The organism is Mumia zhuanghuii (genome assembly GCF_042681565.1).
Classification (GTDB): Bacteria; Actinomycetota; Actinomycetes; order Propionibacteriales; family Nocardioidaceae; genus Mumia.
The window spans coordinates 1-15,710 of record NZ_JBHUFT010000006.1 but is presented as its reverse complement, the minus strand read 5'-3'; the positions used below and the strand labels follow the sequence as shown (position 1 = coordinate 15,710).

General features: G+C 71.3%; 18 protein-coding genes. All 18 read left to right on the top strand.

The genetic code is table 11. The features are described from left to right. Positions 1 to 49: 49 nt before the first annotated feature. A complete protein-coding gene (locus ACFSDF_RS07385) occupies positions 50 to 763 on the top strand; it encodes a GAP family protein (protein WP_167251722.1) in 714 nt (237 codons plus the stop codon). Positions 764 to 830: 67 nt separating this feature from the next. Next, the gene (locus ACFSDF_RS07380; RefSeq protein ID WP_377156903.1) at positions 831 to 1,751 is read left to right on the top strand and encodes a polysaccharide pyruvyl transferase family protein; all 921 of its coding nucleotides are present in this window, start codon (positions 831 to 833) and stop codon (positions 1,749 to 1,751) included. A 226-nt stretch (positions 1,752 to 1,977) separates the two neighbouring features. Next, positions 1,978 to 3,285 carry an ABC transporter substrate-binding protein gene (locus ACFSDF_RS07375; RefSeq protein WP_167251762.1) on the top strand — a complete coding sequence of 436 codons (1,308 nt, stop codon included), beginning with the start codon at positions 1,978 to 1,980 and terminating at the stop codon, positions 3,283 to 3,285. Beyond that, entirely contained in the window at positions 3,285 to 4,046 is a 762-nt protein-coding gene (locus ACFSDF_RS07370) for an ABC transporter ATP-binding protein (RefSeq protein WP_167251724.1), read from the top strand. Before ACFSDF_RS07375 ends, ACFSDF_RS07370 begins: the two co-directional genes overlap by 1 nt. After that, complete coding sequence (locus tag ACFSDF_RS07365; protein ID WP_167005082.1) at positions 4,043 to 4,771, top strand: ABC transporter ATP-binding protein; 729 nt, start codon at positions 4,043 to 4,045, stop codon at positions 4,769 to 4,771. Before ACFSDF_RS07370 ends, ACFSDF_RS07365 begins: the two co-directional genes overlap by 4 nt. 4 nt (positions 4,772 to 4,775) lie before the next feature. Then, positions 4,776 to 5,642: a branched-chain amino acid ABC transporter permease gene (locus ACFSDF_RS07360; RefSeq protein WP_167005079.1), complete on the top strand. Its 867-nt coding sequence runs from the start codon at positions 4,776 to 4,778 to the stop codon at positions 5,640 to 5,642. Positions 5,643 to 5,688: 46 nt separating this feature from the next. Then, positions 5,689 to 6,747 (top strand): branched-chain amino acid ABC transporter permease, encoded by a 1,059-nt coding sequence (locus ACFSDF_RS07355; protein WP_208322425.1) that lies wholly within the window; start codon positions 5,689 to 5,691, stop codon positions 6,745 to 6,747. After that, on the top strand, positions 6,744 to 7,856 hold the full coding sequence (locus ACFSDF_RS07350; RefSeq protein WP_167005076.1) for an NAD(P)-dependent alcohol dehydrogenase: 1,113 nt from the start codon (positions 6,744 to 6,746) through the stop codon (positions 7,854 to 7,856). Before ACFSDF_RS07355 ends, ACFSDF_RS07350 begins: the two co-directional genes overlap by 4 nt. Continuing rightward, a complete protein-coding gene (locus tag ACFSDF_RS07345; protein WP_377156899.1) occupies positions 7,853 to 9,208 on the top strand; it encodes an amidase in 1,356 nt (451 codons plus the stop codon). Before ACFSDF_RS07350 ends, ACFSDF_RS07345 begins: the two co-directional genes overlap by 4 nt. Positions 9,209 to 9,318: 110 nt before the next feature. Then, complete coding sequence (locus tag ACFSDF_RS07340; RefSeq protein ID WP_377156897.1) at positions 9,319 to 10,302, top strand: helix-turn-helix domain-containing protein; 984 nt, start codon at positions 9,319 to 9,321, stop codon at positions 10,300 to 10,302. Next, entirely contained in the window at positions 10,302 to 10,757 is a 456-nt protein-coding gene (locus ACFSDF_RS07335) for a hypothetical protein (protein ID WP_167005067.1), read from the top strand. Before ACFSDF_RS07340 ends, ACFSDF_RS07335 begins: the two co-directional genes overlap by 1 nt. A gap of 94 nt (positions 10,758 to 10,851) precedes the next feature. Further along, on the top strand, positions 10,852 to 12,075 hold the full coding sequence (locus ACFSDF_RS07330; RefSeq protein ID WP_167005064.1) for a CpaF family protein: 1,224 nt from the start codon (positions 10,852 to 10,854) through the stop codon (positions 12,073 to 12,075). Then, on the top strand, positions 12,075 to 12,941 hold the full coding sequence (locus ACFSDF_RS07325; protein WP_167005061.1) for a type II secretion system F family protein: 867 nt from the start codon (positions 12,075 to 12,077) through the stop codon (positions 12,939 to 12,941). Before ACFSDF_RS07330 ends, ACFSDF_RS07325 begins: the two co-directional genes overlap by 1 nt. Further along, entirely contained in the window at positions 12,938 to 13,867 is a 930-nt protein-coding gene (locus tag ACFSDF_RS07320; RefSeq protein WP_167005058.1) for a type II secretion system F family protein, read from the top strand. The genes ACFSDF_RS07325 and ACFSDF_RS07320 overlap by 4 nt, the downstream gene beginning before the upstream one ends. Before the next feature lie 42 nt (positions 13,868 to 13,909). Then, a complete protein-coding gene (locus tag ACFSDF_RS07315) occupies positions 13,910 to 14,092 on the top strand; it encodes a hypothetical protein (RefSeq protein ID WP_220471276.1) in 183 nt (60 codons plus the stop codon). Further along, positions 14,089 to 14,481 (top strand): TadE/TadG family type IV pilus assembly protein, encoded by a 393-nt coding sequence (locus ACFSDF_RS07310; RefSeq protein ID WP_167251727.1) that lies wholly within the window; start codon positions 14,089 to 14,091, stop codon positions 14,479 to 14,481. Before ACFSDF_RS07315 ends, ACFSDF_RS07310 begins: the two co-directional genes overlap by 4 nt. Then, a complete protein-coding gene (locus ACFSDF_RS07305) occupies positions 14,478 to 14,909 on the top strand; it encodes a hypothetical protein (RefSeq protein ID WP_167251728.1) in 432 nt (143 codons plus the stop codon). Before ACFSDF_RS07310 ends, ACFSDF_RS07305 begins: the two co-directional genes overlap by 4 nt. After that, complete coding sequence (locus tag ACFSDF_RS07300; RefSeq protein ID WP_167251729.1) at positions 14,906 to 15,337, top strand: pilus assembly protein TadG-related protein; 432 nt, start codon at positions 14,906 to 14,908, stop codon at positions 15,335 to 15,337. The genes ACFSDF_RS07305 and ACFSDF_RS07300 overlap by 4 nt, the downstream gene beginning before the upstream one ends. The last annotated feature ends 373 nt before the right edge of the window (positions 15,338 to 15,710 follow it).

The following is a 15,710-nucleotide window of genomic DNA, read 5'->3' as shown; positions in this document are numbered from 1 at the left end:
GCGGGTCGGTGGCCGGTGAGGGCCGCCGACCCGCCCTAGGCTGTGAGCGATGCTCGCCCTCGTACTCTCCGCGGCCGGGACCGTCCTCGGTCTCGTGATGCTGGGGCTCGCGACGGGGTTCAGCCCGACGCTGATCGCCCTCCAGGTCGCCGTGCTCGGGCGGAGCGGGCGGGTGGCGCGCCAGGGCCTGGTCGTGGCAGGCGGTGTGGCCACGGGCGCCGTCGCGCTCACCGTGCTCTTCCAGCTCGCCAACCCCGAGACGTGGGCTCGCGTGCTGCAGGGCAAGGTCGAGTCGCTCTTCGTGGAGCAGACCTTCGACGAGATTGCCGGCGTACTGTTCGTCATCGCCGGGATCTGGGTGCTTCGCCGCCGGGAGCAGTCCGACGACGACCTCCCCGAGCCGCGCGTCGCCTCGAAGGAGCTGGCGCGCCCGCGAGAGCTCTTCGGGTTCGCGGCGGTCAACACCGTGGTGAGCGTGAGTGGTGCGGCAGCGACGTACCTGGTCGTCCGGATCGCTCGCGAGGGCGACTCGCCCGTCCTGGTTCAGGTGCTCGTGTACGTCGGGTTCGCGGCGGCGGCGGCGCTGCCGTACCTGCTGATGCTGTGGGCGCGCGTGCGCGTGCCCCAGCTCGCGGTCTATGTCGACCGGGTGGTCGCCTGGGTGCGGTCGCGCAGCTGGCGCAGGCTCGGCGGGTGGTCCCTGATCGTCGTCGGGACGTTCCTCATCGTGGCGGCGGCGACCCGCTACTTCGGACGCGGGTGACGGTGCACGTGGCCCGTCACGGCACGGGCGCTTTGTCCAGCGGATCGGTACGGATACGCTGACGACCATGCCCAGCCAGGTCGTCACCGCCTCCGGCCCCCGTACGACGCTCCGGAAGCGTGTCCACACCCGCCTCGGCCGACGCCGCACGTCACCGTCGGCGTTGTCGGCGATCGCGGGGGAGTACGAGGTGGCGAGCGACGTCATCGAGCAGAACGGTGCGCTGCCGCTCACGTGGTGGGTGCGCGCTCCGAACTTCGGTGACCTGCTCTCCCCGTGGCTGATCGGCAAGATGACCGGCCGCCAGGTCGTGTTCGCCGACAAGTCGCGTCCGCACTACATCGCGGTCGGTTCGATCCTCAAGCGGGCCTCGCCACAGTCGATCGTCTGGGGGTCCGGCTCGTTCGGCAACGAGAATCGCGACCAGCTCGTGCCCGAGGCGACCTACACGGCCGTCCGCGGGCCGCTGTCGCGGGCGCGTCTGCTCGACGTCGAGGCGAAGGTCCCGGAGGTGTACGGCGACCCGGCCCTGCTGACTCCGCTGTACTTCCGCCCGAAGGTGAAGAAGACCCACGACATCGGCATCGTCGCCCGCTGGTCGGAGAAGCGCTGGGCTGAGGCTCAGCTCGGGCCCGGGGTGAAGCTGATCGACCTCGGCACCGACGACGTCGAGGGCGTGCTCCGCGAGATCATGAGCTGCCGCCAGATCGTGACGGCCTCGCTGCACGGGCTGGTCATCGCCGACGCGTACGGCATCCCCAACGCGTGGGTGCTCTCGCGTACGGCGGCGGGCGGCGAGTTCAAGTACCTCGACTACTTCGCGAGCGTCGACAAGTTCCGCCTGCCGCAGGGCCTCAAGATCAAGGGCCGCGAGGTCACTGTCGCCTACCTGCGCAGCCGCCTGGACTTCGATGCCCGTCCGATCACGTTCGACTTCCGCAGGCTGCTCGACGCCTGCCCCTTCATGGAGCGCCGACCCACCGCCTGACGCCTTCCCCTTGCCACGTTCTCGTGGCAGGTGCGCACCGCCCTCGGCAGATCTGCCGAGGGCGGTCGTCGTGTAGCCACTTGACGATTCGTGCAGGGACACCGCTCGGCCCTTCCGGGGAGATCCACGTCACAGCTATGTTCGCTCTCGCTACATGTGTTCGATCTACGAACACATTCGGCGGACAACGTCACCGCTGGTCGGTCGCGCATCAAGGAGAACCCTCATGGACAACACCCCCGGGACCGGCTTCTCGCGCCGGTCATTCCTCCAGACCGTCGGCATGGGTGCCGTCGCGCTCGGTGGCAGTTCGGTGCTCTCGGCCTGCGGGGGCCTGAAGGGAACCGGTTCCTCGGCCAGCGACGTGCTCAAGATCGGGCTGGTATCGCCGCAGACCGGCCCCCTCGCCAGCTTCGCGTCGTCGGACTCGTTCGTCGTCAAGCAGATGAACGAGGCGCTGCGCAAGGGCTTCACCGCCGGCGGCAAGAAGCGGACGATCGAGATCGTCGTCAAGGACACCCAGTCGAACGCGACCCGTGCCACCGAGGTGACGCAGCAGCTCATCAACAGCGACAAGGTCGACCTCATCGTCGGCTCCGGCACTCCTGACACGACCAACCCCGTCGCCGACCAGTGCGAGGCCTCGGGCGTCCCGAACGTGACGACGATCGCGCCCTGGGAGGCGTGGTTCCACGGCCGCAACGGCACGCCGGGCGAAGGCTTCCAGTACACGACGCTGTTCTTCTTCGGCATGGACCAGTTCGCCGAGTGCTTCTTCCCGATGTGGGAACGCATGGGCGTCGAGTCCAAGGACGTCGCCGCGCTCTGGCCCGACGACACCGACGCCAACGCGTTCCGTGACGGCCTCGGCGCGGCGATGAAGGAGCAGGGCTGGAACCCGATCGACGGCGGCAAGTACCAGAACGGCGCCGCCGACTTCAGCGCCCAGATCGCGAAGTTCAAGAAGTCCGGCGCGGAGCTCTTCACCACCACGCCGATCCCTCCCGACTTCCAGACGTTCTGGAAGCAGGCGCAGCAGCAGGACTTCCGCCCGAAGCTCGCGACCGTCGCGAAGGTCATGCTCTTCCCCGCCGAGGCCGAAGCCCTCGGCCAGCTCTCGAACAACATCGCGACCGACATCTGGTGGAGCCCGTCCCACCCGTACACCTCGAGCATCGACGGGACGACGAGCAAGGAGCTCGCCACGGCGTTCGCCAAGGACACGGGCAACCAGTGGACGCAGGCGCTCGGGTCGGTCTACTCGCTGTTCGAGATCGCCGTCGAGGCGTTCAAGAAGGCCGACGACCCGAAGGACAAGGACGACGTCGCGGAGAAGCTGCGCACCATGTCCTACACCGGCATGAGCGGTCCGCTCGACTTCACCAAGGGGCCGGAGCCGGGCATCGCGATCCAGCACCCGGTCGGCGGTCAGTGGCGTCCCGGCACCGAGTTCGACTGGGACATCTCGATCGTCGACAACTCGGCCAACACCGAGGTGCCGGTCGGCGGCGATCTCGAGCCGACCAACGCCTGATGGTCCCCGCGCAGACCGCCTCGCCGCTGCTGCGTCTCGACGACCTTTCCAAGAGCTTCGGGCAGGTCGTCGTGGCCGACGGCCTCGACCTCGTCGTCGGTACGGGGGAGACGCTCGGGATCGTCGGACCGAACGGTGCGGGCAAGACCTCGCTCTTCGCGATGATCTCCGGCGACCTCGCCCCCGACTCCGGACGCGTCGTGCTCGAGGGCGTCGACGTCACGGCGATGGCGCCCCACCGTCGCGCGCGTGCCGGCCTCGGGCGGACGTACCAGATCCCGCGGCCCTTCGAGGGCATGACGGTGTTCGAGAACGTCCTCGTCGCGGCGACCGAGGCCGCGGGCCTGCGTGGCCGGGCGGCGGCCGACGCGGCGATGGAGGTCCTCGAGCGTGCCGGGCTGCTCCCGGTGGCCAACACGCGTGGCGGCGCGCTGACGCTGCTGCAGCGCAAGCGCCTCGAGGTCGCCCGCGGGCTTGCCGCTGCGCCGAAGGTGCTGCTGCTCGACGAGGTCGCCGGCGGCCTCACCGAGCCGGAGGTCGTGGAGCTCGTCGCGCTCGTCCGAGCCGTCAACGCCTCGGGCGTCGCGATCGTCTGGATCGAGCACGTCGTCCATGCGCTCACCGCGACCGTCGACCGTCTTGCGTGCCTGGCGGGCGGACGCCTGGTCGCCGACGGCGAGCCGTCCGCGGTCCTGGCAGACCCGACCGTCCGCGAGCTCTACCTGGGCCACGCGGTGACCGTCGAAGGAGACGTCGCATGAGCGAGGACACCCTGCTCTCCGTACGAGGCCTGTGCGTGGAGCACGGACAGCTCCAGGCACTGCGCGACTTCGACCTCGACGTCCGCGAGGGCGAGAAGGTCGCCGTCATCGGCGCGAACGGCGCCGGCAAGTCGACGCTGCTCCGTACGCTCGCCGGTGTCCTGCGGCCGTCGCGCGGCACGATCAGCCTCGTCGGCACCGACATCACGACGGTGCCGACGCACCAGCGTGTCGAGCAGGGGATCGCGATGGTGCCTGAGGGGCGGCGGCTGTTCCCCTCGCTGAGCCTGGAGGAGAACCTCCTCACCGGCCAGTACCGCAGGCGGCCCGGCGCATGGGACCTGGACGCGATCTATGCGCTCTTCGACTGGATGCCCGACCGGCGGCACCAGTCGTCGATGCAGCTGTCCGGCGGTCAGCAGCAGGCGGTCGCGATCGGCCGTGCGCTCATGGCGAACCCGCGGCTGCTGCTCGTCGACGAGTTGTCGCTCGGTCTCGCCCCGGTCGTCGTGCAGCGCATCTACGAGGCGCTCGCCGAGATCGTCCGCAGCGGCTGCGCGGTCCTGCTGGTCGAGCAGGACGTCAGCCAGGCGATGGCCGTCGCCGACCACGTCCACTGCCTGCTCGAAGGGCGCACCGTCCTGTCGGGGGCGCCGAGCGAGCTCGCGCTGCCCGACGTCGAGGCGGCGTACTTCGGCATCGACTCCAGTCCGAAGGCGGGTTGACCCGATGGACCTCCTCAACGCCGTGACGCAGGGCATCCTGCTCGGCGGCCTGTACGCCCTGTTCGCCTGCGGTCTTTCGGTGATGTTCGGGGTGATGCGGATCGTGAACCTCGCGCACGGCGACCTCGCGATCGCCGCCTCGTTCCTCGCGTTCGTCCTGGTCAGTGCGACGTTCCTCCCGCTGTGGATGGTGGTCGTGGTGACGATCCCGCTGTTCGCGCTCATCGGGTACGGCACGCAGCGGGTCCTCTTCCAGCGCAGCCTGAAGGCAGGCCCGCTCGCTACGCTGCTCGTCACGTTCGGCTTGTCGATCGTGCTCCAGAACGCGTTGTTGCAGATCTTCTCCGCCGACACCCGCACGCTCGACGCGGGTGCGCTCGCGACCGGCGCGCTGCAGGTCGGCGAGATCTCGCTGTCGTACCTCGGGATCCTCGGACTCGTCGCCGCCCTCGGCTCGATCATCGCGATCCAGCTCTTCCTCAGCCGCAGCCGCAACGGCCGCATCATGCGCGCCGCCTCTGACGACCCGGAGACCGCGGCGCTGGTCGGCGCGAACTCGCGCCACGTCTACGGCATCGCCACCGCGATCGCGTTCGGCACGGTGGCGCTGGCGGGGATGATCTTCGCGATGCGCTCGTCGTTCGACCCGGCGCTCGGGCCGTCCCGGCTGATCTTCGCGTTCGAGGCGGTCGTGATCGGCGGGCTCGGCTCGCTGTGGGGCACGCTCGCCGGCGGTCTCATCCTGGGGATGACGCAGAGCATCGTCGCCCTGTACGACCCGTCGAGCGCCGTGCTCGCGGGCCACCTGGTGTTCCTCGCGGTGCTGGCGTTCCGGCCGCAGGGCATGATCCCGAAGCGGGTGATGGCATGAGCACGAGGAGCGAGGCACCGCAGTGCTCATGCGAAAGGAGCAGGGCATGAGCACGCTGATGGCGCACCCGGGCGCACCGAAGGCCATCGTACGGCGCTCCGCCCGCTCCTCGCGATGGACGGTGCTCGCGCTCGGCGCCCTCGTCGTGCTGCTGGCCGCGTTGCCGTTCCTCGTCTTCGAGAGCGTGACGAGCAGCCTGTTCATGCTGTTCGTGTACGTCGTGATCGCGAGCATGTGGAACCTCCTCGCCGGGTTCGGCGGCATGGTCTCGGTCGGGCAGCAGGCGTTCATCGGCGTCGGCGCCTACACGGTCGTCGCGCTCGCCGACCAGGGCCTCTCGCCGTTCCTCGCGCTCGTGTTCGCGGCCCTCACGGCGGCGATCCTGGCGATCCCGACGTCCTGGCTCGCGTTCCGGCTGCGCGGCGACTACTTCGCCGTGGGCACGTGGGTGATCGCGGAGGTCTACCGGCTCGTCGTGATCAAGATCGACGCGCTCGGCGGCCCGAGCGGCCGTCCGTTGACCGGCATGAGCACCGTCGATCAGACCCTGCGTGCCGCGTTCATCTACTGGTCCGCACTCGGCGTCGCGATCCTCACCGTCGCTGCCTGCTACTGGCTGCTGCGCGGTCGCGTGGGCCTCGCGCTGACGGCGGTCCGTGACGACCACGTGGCCGCGCGGGCCAGCGGCGTGGACGTCGCCCGTGCCAAGTACGTCGTCTACCTTGCCTCCGCTGCCGGCTGCGGCGCCGCGGGCGGCCTGCTGGTCATCAACGCGCTCAGCGTCCAGCCCGACGCGATCTTCAGCGTGCAGTGGTCGGCGTACATGATCTTCATCGTCGTCATCGGCGGCATCGGCTATCTCGAGGGCCCGATCGTCGGAGCGGTCGTCTTCTTCGCGCTCCAGCAGCTCCTCGCCGACTCTGGCAGCTGGTACCTCATCGTGCTCGGCGTCCTCGCCGCCGCCTCCGCGATCTGGATGCCGCGCGGGCTGTGGGGCCAGGTCATCGACCGTACGGGCTTCCGGATCTTCCCGGTCGGCTACCACGTCGACCTCACCGCGCTCGAGACGCGCGCCCCCGCCCGTACCCAGGAGAGGACCTCATGAAGATCACTGCCGCGGTCGTCGAGAAGTCCGGTGCGCCGTTCGTGCTCGAGGAGGTCGAGCTGGACCGTCCTGGTGCTGGCGAGGCACTGGTGCGCGTGATCGCGACGGGGCTGTGCCACACCGACGAGATCACCCGGCACGGCGACCTGCCGCAGCCGCTTCCCGGCGTGCTCGGGCACGAGGGCGCCGGGATCGTGGAGGCGGTCGGCGACGGCGTGACGTCGGTGTCGCCCGGCGACCACGTCGTGATCGGCTGGCCGTCGTGCGGCATGTGCGCGCACTGCATCGGCGGCGAGCCGCGCTACTGCGACCGGCTGGGGGAGGCCCTTGTGTCGGGGGCGCGCCTGCTCGGACCGCGCGAAGGCGAGTCCGCACTGCACCGTACGGACGGGTCGGCGCTGTCGAGCCACTTCTTCGGCCAGTCGTCGCTCGCCACGTACGCCCTGACGTGGGCGGACGCGCTCGTCGTCGTCGACAAGGACGTGCCGCTGGAGATCGTCGGGCCGCTGGCCTGCGGCATCTCCACCGGCGCGGGCGCGGTCCTCAACACCGCACGCCCAGCGATGGGCGACTCGCTCGTCGTGTACGGGGTTGGGGCCGTCGGTCTCTCCGCGGTGATGGCCGCCCGCTGCACACCGGCGACGACGATCATCGCGGTGGACAAGCACCGGTCGCGACTCGACCTGGCGCTGTCCTTCGGCGCCACCCACACTCTCGACGCGAGCGAGGACGTGGTCGCGCAGGTCCACGAGATCTGCGGCGGCCCGGCGACGTTCGCGCTGGAGTGCACCGGTGTCGTCCCGGTCGTCCGTCAGGCCGTCGACTCGGTCGGGATGCTCGGGACCTGCATCCTCATCGGCGGCGCCCCGGCCGGCGCGGAGTTCGCGATCGACCACCTCACGACGCTGTGGGGCAAGCGCATCATCGGCGTCCTCGGCGGCGGGGCGACCAGCCGCCAGGTGATCCCGGCCCTGCTCGCGCTGCGTGCCCAGGGACGCTTCCCGTACGACCGGCTCGTCGAGTACTTCGCGCTCGACCAGATCGAGGACGCGATCGCCGCGAGCCTGTCGGGCGAGGCGATCAAGCCGGTCGTGTGCATGCCGCGATGAACCCGTCAGCACGCGACGACGACCTCCTCGCGCTCGACCTGGTCGCGGCGGCCGGGGCGCTGGCGACGGGCGAGGTGCGTGCCGTCGACCTCGCGCACGCCTACCTGCGACGGATCGCGGAGACCGAGCCAGACCTCAACGCCTACGTCACCGTCGACCGTGGGGCTGCGCTCGCGCAGGCCCGCGCTGCCGACGCCGAGATCGCCGCACGTGGTCCGCGTGGACCGCTGCACGGCATCCCGGTCGGGGTGAAGGACCTCTTCGACATCGCCGGCCTGCGCACCGCGTACGGCTCGGCGCGGTTCGCCGACCACGTCCCACGCGGCGACGCGGCGGCCGTGACGGCGCTGCGGACGGCGGGTGCGGTCGTCCTCGGCAAGCAGGCGACGCACGAGTTCGCGTGGGGCGGACGCACCGACAGCCCGCACTTCGGGCCGACGCGCAACCCGTGGGCGCACGACCGCATCCCTGGTGGCTCGTCGGGTGGTGGCGGCGCATCGGTCACCGCGCGCAGCAGCCTGCTCGCGCTCGGCTCCGACACCGCCGGCAGCGTGCGCATCCCCGCAGCGCTGTCCGGCTGCGTCGGGCTCAAGCCGACGGCGGGCTGGATGAGCCTCGACGGCGCCTACCCGCTCGCCCCTTCGCTCGACCACGTCGGGCTGCTCGGGCGTACGGCCGCCGACGTCGGCCTCGCGTTCCACGCGCTCGGTGGGCGTACGGTCGCCGGGGACGATCTGTCTGGGCTGCGGGTCGGCTGGCTCGTCGACGCCCAGCCGTCCACGAGCGCCGAGGTCGCGCAGGTGGCCGCCGCCTCGCGCACGGTCGCCGCCGGGTTCGCCGAGGTGGTCGACGTGGCCGTGCCCGATGTCGCCGCGCGGACCGAGGCGATCCTCACCCTCGTCCGGCACGAGGCCGAGCAGGTGCACCGTACGGCCTTCGCCGACGCGCCTGCCTCGTACGGGCCCGACCTCGCCGCCCTGCTGGAGCTCGGTCCGGTCGCCGACGCCGACCTGGCGCGTGCTCGGGAGGTCGTGACGCGCACGCGTGCGTGGTGCGAGGCGGCGCTGCGCGACGTCGACGTCTTCGTGGGTCCGACCGTCCCCGTCGTCGCGCCACGCATCGGCGCGCAGGAGGTCGACGTCGCGGGCCGTGCCTGGCCGGTCGAGCTCGTCCTCACGCGCTTCACCTCGCTCGCGAACGCGACGGGGGCGCCGGCGGCGTCCGTCCCCGTGGGCACCGTCGACAGGCTGCCGGTCGGCCTCCAGGTGATCGGCCGGGCGGGTGCGGAGGCGGTGGTGCTCGCGGTGGCCGACCGGCTGGGCGTACCGGCTGCGCCCTGGCAGCCGGCCTGACCTCGCGGTCGCGAAAGTGGCGAGTATCACCCCCGAGCTGGCCTATGATGCCGGTCAGTGCGGCGGACGACCCCCGTCCTCCGACTTCTGAGGCGTTCGAGGTGACGGACGTGGAGGCTGATCCGGCGACGGCGTTCGCCGAGCTCGACACGCGACGGTCGTCGCTCGCGAGCACGACCGACATGTGGACCGAGGCGTGCTCGCGGATGCTCGTCCCGCTCACCATCACCGGCCCTCAGAAGGTCGTCCACGGTCACGTCACGATGCGCCAGCACGACGGCATCCGCGCGTGCACGCTTCAGGGGACGGCCCACGTGGCGTCCCGCAGCGAACAGGACACGGTCGGCGGGAGCGACTACATCAAGCTCTGCCTCGGGCTCGGCGGCCACATGGCGCTGCGCCAGCACGACCGTACGCATGCGCTGAGCCGCGGCGACGTCGTCGTGTACGACACGGCCGACCCGTACGACGCGGGCAGCGCGCTGCCGTTCGGCATCCTCCTGCTGCTGATCCCACGCAGCGCGCTCGGGCTGTCGCGCGACCAGATCGCGATGAAGGCCGCGCAGCCGCTGCAGAGCGACGCCCTCCCGCAGCTGCGCGAGGCGATGCTGACGAGCGCGCGCGGCGACGGGTTCCTCGCGACCGGTGTGCTCGCCGACATCGCGGCCCGGGTTGTCCGTGACACGCCCGCGTTCCGCCTGCCCGCGCGGACCGACCACGACCGCATCGTGGCCGCCGCCCAGCGCCACGTGGAGGCGCGGCTCGCTGACCCGACGCTGGACGCGGCCGCCCTCGCCGCGCTGACCGGGGTGTCACGCCGACGCCTGTACGAGGCGTTCGCGGCCGAGCTCGGGCCCGTCGCGACGTACGTACGCGAACGCCGCATCGCCCGTGCCCGCGACCTCTTGCTCGACCCGGAGCACGTGGGGGAGTCGATCGCCCACATCGCCGCCGCAGTCGGCCTGCCCGACCCGACCCACTTCAGCCGCGTCTTCCACCGCACCCACGGGCTGTCGCCCCGGGCCTACCGCGCGCGGGGCGTCGCTGAGCCGTCGGTGCCGTGGTCGCCGCGCACTGAGGGCCGGACACTCTGATGCCGTACGTCGTGGGCGAGGCCGGCTCCCAGCGCGGGTCGTTGCGCGCCTGGGTCGCCGCGCACCCGGCCGACGTGATCGACGTGTTCGTCTACGTGGTCGTCCTCAACCTCGCCATCCAGTACCTCCCGGCGGTGATCAGCGAGACCTTCACCCTCTCGCTGCTGACGGCCGTCCTGCTCAAGGTGACGCTGGAGCTGGTGCTCCTCGTCAAGGGGGTCGTCCTGACCCGGCTGCGTGGCGCCACCACCCTGCTGACGAAGACGACCTCTGCCGTCCTGCTCTGGGTGGTGGCGGTGGGGAGCAAGCTCGTCGTGCTCTGGCTGATCGATGTCGCGTTCGGCGGCTCGGTGAGCCTGGGCGGCTTCGTCCCCGTGACCCTGCTCGTCCTCGCTCTCCTGGCGTCGCGGGCAGGTGTCAGGCGTCTGCTGTACGGCACGACCGCGTCGGTCTGAGCCTGGGTTTCCACAGGTTCGGTCACAGGGGTGTTGTGGTGACCCTTGTTTGCGGCAGGATTCCGGTCACGATCGCCGCCCTTGGGGGAGTTCCGTGACGACGAGCAGCCTTGCTGACCAGGTCCGTGAGCACGTGCGCGCGCAGGGGGTGGATCCGCTCCGAGATGCGTCTGCGGTGCGGCGGATCGCCGAGCAGGTGGCGGCCGCGCACGACCAGCGGAGCCTGACGGGAGTCGTCGCGGCGTTGCCCGATCCCGAGGCGACAGTCGGCGAGCTGGTGGCCGCGGTCTCGGGCCTCGGGCCACTCCAGCCCTACCTCGACGACCCCGACATCGAGGAGATCTGGATCAATGATCCGTCACGAGTCTTCGTCGCGCGGGCCGGTCGCACGGAGCTGACGCCGGTGATCCTCGATGCGGTCGAGGTGCGTGAGCTCGTCGAGAGGATGCTCGCGACCAGCGGCCGGCGGCTCGATGTGAGCCAGCCGTTCGTCGATGCGACCCTCCCAGGAGGGCATCGCCTCCACGTCGTGCTGGAGGGCATCTCGCGCGGCTTCGTCGCTGTCAACATCCGCAAGTTCGTCCAGCGCTTCCGAGGGCTCGCCGACCTGGTCGCCGCAGGCACGCTCACCGAGCATGCGGCCGACTTCCTGCGGGCCAGTGTCGTCTCCGGGCACAACATCGTCGTGTCCGGCGGCACGCAGTGCGGCAAGACGACCCTCCTCAACGCGCTCGCCACCGAGGTGCCGGGTGCCGAGCGGATCGTCTCGGCAGAGGAGGTCTTCGAGCTGCGCTTCGCCCACCCAGACTGGGTGGCGCTGCAGACCCGCCAGGCCGGCCTCGAGGGCACCGGGGAGATCCGCCTGCGCACGCTCGTCAAGGAGGCGCTGCGGATGCGGCCCTCGCGCCTGATCATCGGCGAGGTCCGCGCCGAGGAGTGCTTCGACCTGCTCCTCGCGCTCAACGCCGGCTTGCCGGGCATGGTGACGCTGCACGCGTCGTCAGCGCGCCAGGCCCTCGTCAAGCTCTGCACCCTGCCGCTGCTGGCCGGCGAGAACATCTCCGCCCGGTTCGTCGTCCCGACCGTCGCGACGTGCGTCGACCACGTGGTCCACCTCGGCCTCGACTCCCAGGGCCGTCGTACGGTGCGTGAGATCGCCGCCGTCAACGGGCGGGTCGAGCAGGACGTGATGGAGACCGAGACGCTGTTCTCGTTCCGGGACGGGGTTCTCGTACGCGGCGCCGGCACCCCTGCCCGTACGGAGCGGTTCGAGCAGTCCGGCATCGACATCGGCGCGCTCCTGCGGCGGGAGGGCTGATGGGCTACGTCCTCGGTCTGGGGATCGGCATCGGTCTCCTCCTCGCCTGGTCAGGCCTCACCGCGTCGTCGGCGAGCCACGTCGCGACCACCCGTACAGGTCACGGCAGGGGTCGCCTCGCCGACCTTCTCGCGCGCGCCGGCGCCGAGGGGGTGACCGCTTCCGGACTCGTCGGGGTCTGCGGTGCCTGCGGGGTGCTCGGGCTCGTCGTGGCGCTCCTCGTCACGGGGACGCCGACGGTCGCGCTCGTCGGCGGGCTCGCCGCCGCGTACGTGCCGGTGGGTGTCATCCGGGCACGCGCCGGCAGGGTCGTCGCTGAGCGTGCGGCGGCCTGGCCCGAGGCGGTCGACCACCTGGCCTCGGCCGTACGCGCGGGGTTGTCGCTTCCCGAGGCCGTCGCTGGTCTCGGCGAGCGCGGCCCTGAGCCGTTACGGGGGCCGTTCGCCGCCTTCGCTCGCGACTATCAGGCGAGCGGACGGTTCTCCGAGTCGCTCGACACCCTCAAGGCGCGACTCGCCGATCCTGTCGGCGACCGCGTCGTCGAGGCGCTGAGGGTGGCGCGCGACGTCGGCGGCGGCGATCTCGGCCGCATGCTCCGTACGCTCTCGGCGTTCCTGCGCGACGACCTTCGGACCCGTGGCGAGCTCGTCTCCCGCCAGGCCTGGACGATCAACGGTGCTCGGCTGGCCGTCTCCGCGCCGTGGATCGTGCTCGCCCTGATGGCGATGCGGCGCGACGCGATCGCGCAGTTCGGCAGCGGCACCGGCCTCGTGCTCCTGCTCTGCGGGCTCGCGGTGTGCGTCGTCGCGTACCGGCTGATGCTTCGGATCGGCCGCCTTCCCCGCGAGCCGAGGGTCCTGCGGTGACCCCGGTCGTGGCGGGAGGGCTTCTGGCGGCGGGAGTCGCCGTCGGGCTGCTGGAGCTCGTCCGTGTCGCGCGCCTGCGACGCCGTCCCACCCTCGTCAGCCGGGTTGCTCCCTACGTCCGTGACGTCGTCCCGCCGTCGGCGTCCGACCGCACGCCCGCCCCGCTGCAGACGGGGTGGGCAGTGTTCGGCCCGACTGTCCGCCGCGCGGCCGAGCTGGTGGAGCGCACCCTCGGCGGGAGCGCGTCCGTGCGCCGTCGGCTGACACGCAGCGGGTCGCCGATGACGCTCGAGGAGTTCCGGGTGAGCCAGGTGGTGTGGGGTGGCTCGGCGTTCGGTGCAGTGGCCGCTCTCCTGCTGTGCTGGAGCGCCGTCTCGACCGTACGGCCGCTCGCCGGCCTCGTGCTGTGCTGCGTTGCCGCCGTCGGTGGCGTGCTCGCTCGTGACATCGCCCTCACCCAGGCGGTCGCGCGCCGAGAGGACCAGCTCGTGCGCGAGTTCCCGACGCTCGCCGACCTCCTCGCGCTCGCGGTCGCCGCCGGCGAGGGGCCGGTCTCCGCCCTCGAGCGCGTCGGTCGGGTGAGCAACGGGGCGATGGCGGCCGAGCTGCGGACGGTGGTCGCCGACGTCCGGATCGGCCGCCCGCTCTCCGAGGCGCTCGACGCTCTTGCCGCGCGCTCGGGTGTCACGGCGGTGGCGCGGTTTGCCGAGACCCTGTCGGTGGCCGTCGAGCGCGGTACGCCTCTGACCGAGGTGCTGCACGCCCAAGCCGCAGACGTCCGCGAGGCGAGCCGCCGCGAGCTCGTCGAGTCCGGTGCCCGCCGCGAGGTCCTGATGCTCGTGCCGGTCGTCTTCCTGGTTCTGCCGGTGACCGTCCTGTTCGCGTTCTACCCCGGTCTGGTGAGCCTGTCGCTCAGCACGCCCTGACACCCGAGGAGAGTCATGCTCGTACGCCCCCACCCACACCGCGTGTCCCCCAGACCCGCATCCCGCCTCCAGCGGGTCCACGACGACCGGGACGAGCGCGGCGACGTGCCCGGTTGGGTCCTGATCGTCGTCATGTCAGCCGGCCTCGTCGCGGGGTTGACGGCCGTCGCAGGGCCGCAGCTGCAGTCGATGCTCGAGTCGGCGCTGAGCTCCGTCGGAGGATGAGCCGACGCGCGCAGCCGCGGCTCGACGAGGGATCCGCGGTCGCGGAGTTCTGCCTGGTCATGGTCGTGCTCGTGCCGCTGGTGCTCGGCGTCATGCAGGTCGGGTTCGTGCTGCACGTCCGCAACACCCTCACCGCGGCGGCTGCCGACGGCGCGCGTGTCGCCTCGCGGTCCGGGGCGACACCGGACGACGGCGCGCGCCGCACGCGCGAGCAGATCACCCGAGTTCTGTCGAGCAGGTACGCCCGCGAGGTCACCACCACGCGGGCATCGGCCAGCGGGCAGCCGGTCGTCGTCGTGCGAGCCCGTGCCGAGGTCCCGGCACTCGGGATCGTCGGCCCCGCCGTCACGGTGACGGGGACGGGACGCGCCGTCGAGGAGACCGGATGACGCGCAACGAGAGGGGCAGCGCGATCGTCGAGATGACGTGGCTGGGGATCTTGCTCCTGATCCCGCTGGCGTACGTGATGCTCTCGGTCTTCGAGGTGCAGCGGGCCGCGTACGGCGCCAGCGCCGCAGGGCGGGCCGCCGGTCGCGCGTACGTCCAGAGCCCGGACGTCGCCTCCGCTCAGCAGCGGGGGAGTGCGGCGGCCGCGCTCGTGCTCGAGGACCACGGCATCGAGGTGGGTGCCCGCGCCGTGAGCGTGGACTGCACGGGCGGACCCTGCCTCAGTCCGGGATCGTCGGTGACCGTGACCGTCGACGTATGGGCCGACCTGCCGTTCGTCCCGGACTTCCTCGGCGGAGCCCGGCCGGCGGTCCGCGTGAGCAGCACGCACACAGAGCCGTACGGGCGGTTCCGCGAGGACCGGTCGTGACAGAGGGCGAGCGGGACGACCGCGGTCAGATCTCGGTGATGATCATCGGCTTCTTCCTCGTCCTGCTCCTCGTCGTCGCCGTCGTGGTCAACGCGTCAGCCGCCTACCTCGGACAACGGGGTCTCGCGGACCTCGCCGACGGTGCCGCGCTGGCCGCTGCGGAGGGAGTCGAGCGCTCGAGCCTGTACGGGGCGACAGGAGAGCGTGCGCCGCTCGATCCGACGGCGGCGAGGACAGCGGTGGCCGACTACCTCCGCGCGGTCGACGCCGACGGACACGTCGCAGCTCTCCGTTGGGAGGTGCGGGGGAGGGGTGACGCGGTGGTCGTTCGGCTCGACGGGCGGGTTCGGCTGCCGTTGGTGCCCCCGGGATGGACGCGCGACGCAGCGATCTCTGCCGATGCGACCGTGGAGCTCCGGATCGACTGAATCGGCCCCTGCACGTGGGTGCTCCGCATCGCCGCAGGTCAGAGGCCCTTTGCGCGTTAAGGGGTACCCCCGGTTTGACCGCCCAAAACCGACCCTGTAATGTTCTTCTTGTTGCCGGGGACGGCGGCGGGCAAGGCCGAGAGGCCGGGCACGCGGCCCCAGCGATAACCACCTCAAAGCAAGAGCCTATCCGGTTCCACATGCGTGGAGCGGGGGATGGTCGCTACGAGGTGCCCCGAAGGAGCCCGGTTTGGGAGTCCGAGGAGCGCCTGGTAGGTTTGGGGGTCGCGCCTTGATCTGATGCCCGTGGGGGTTGAGGGTTTTGTGTGTCTGATGTTTGAGAACTCAACAGTGTGCCAAAAGTCGACGAGAT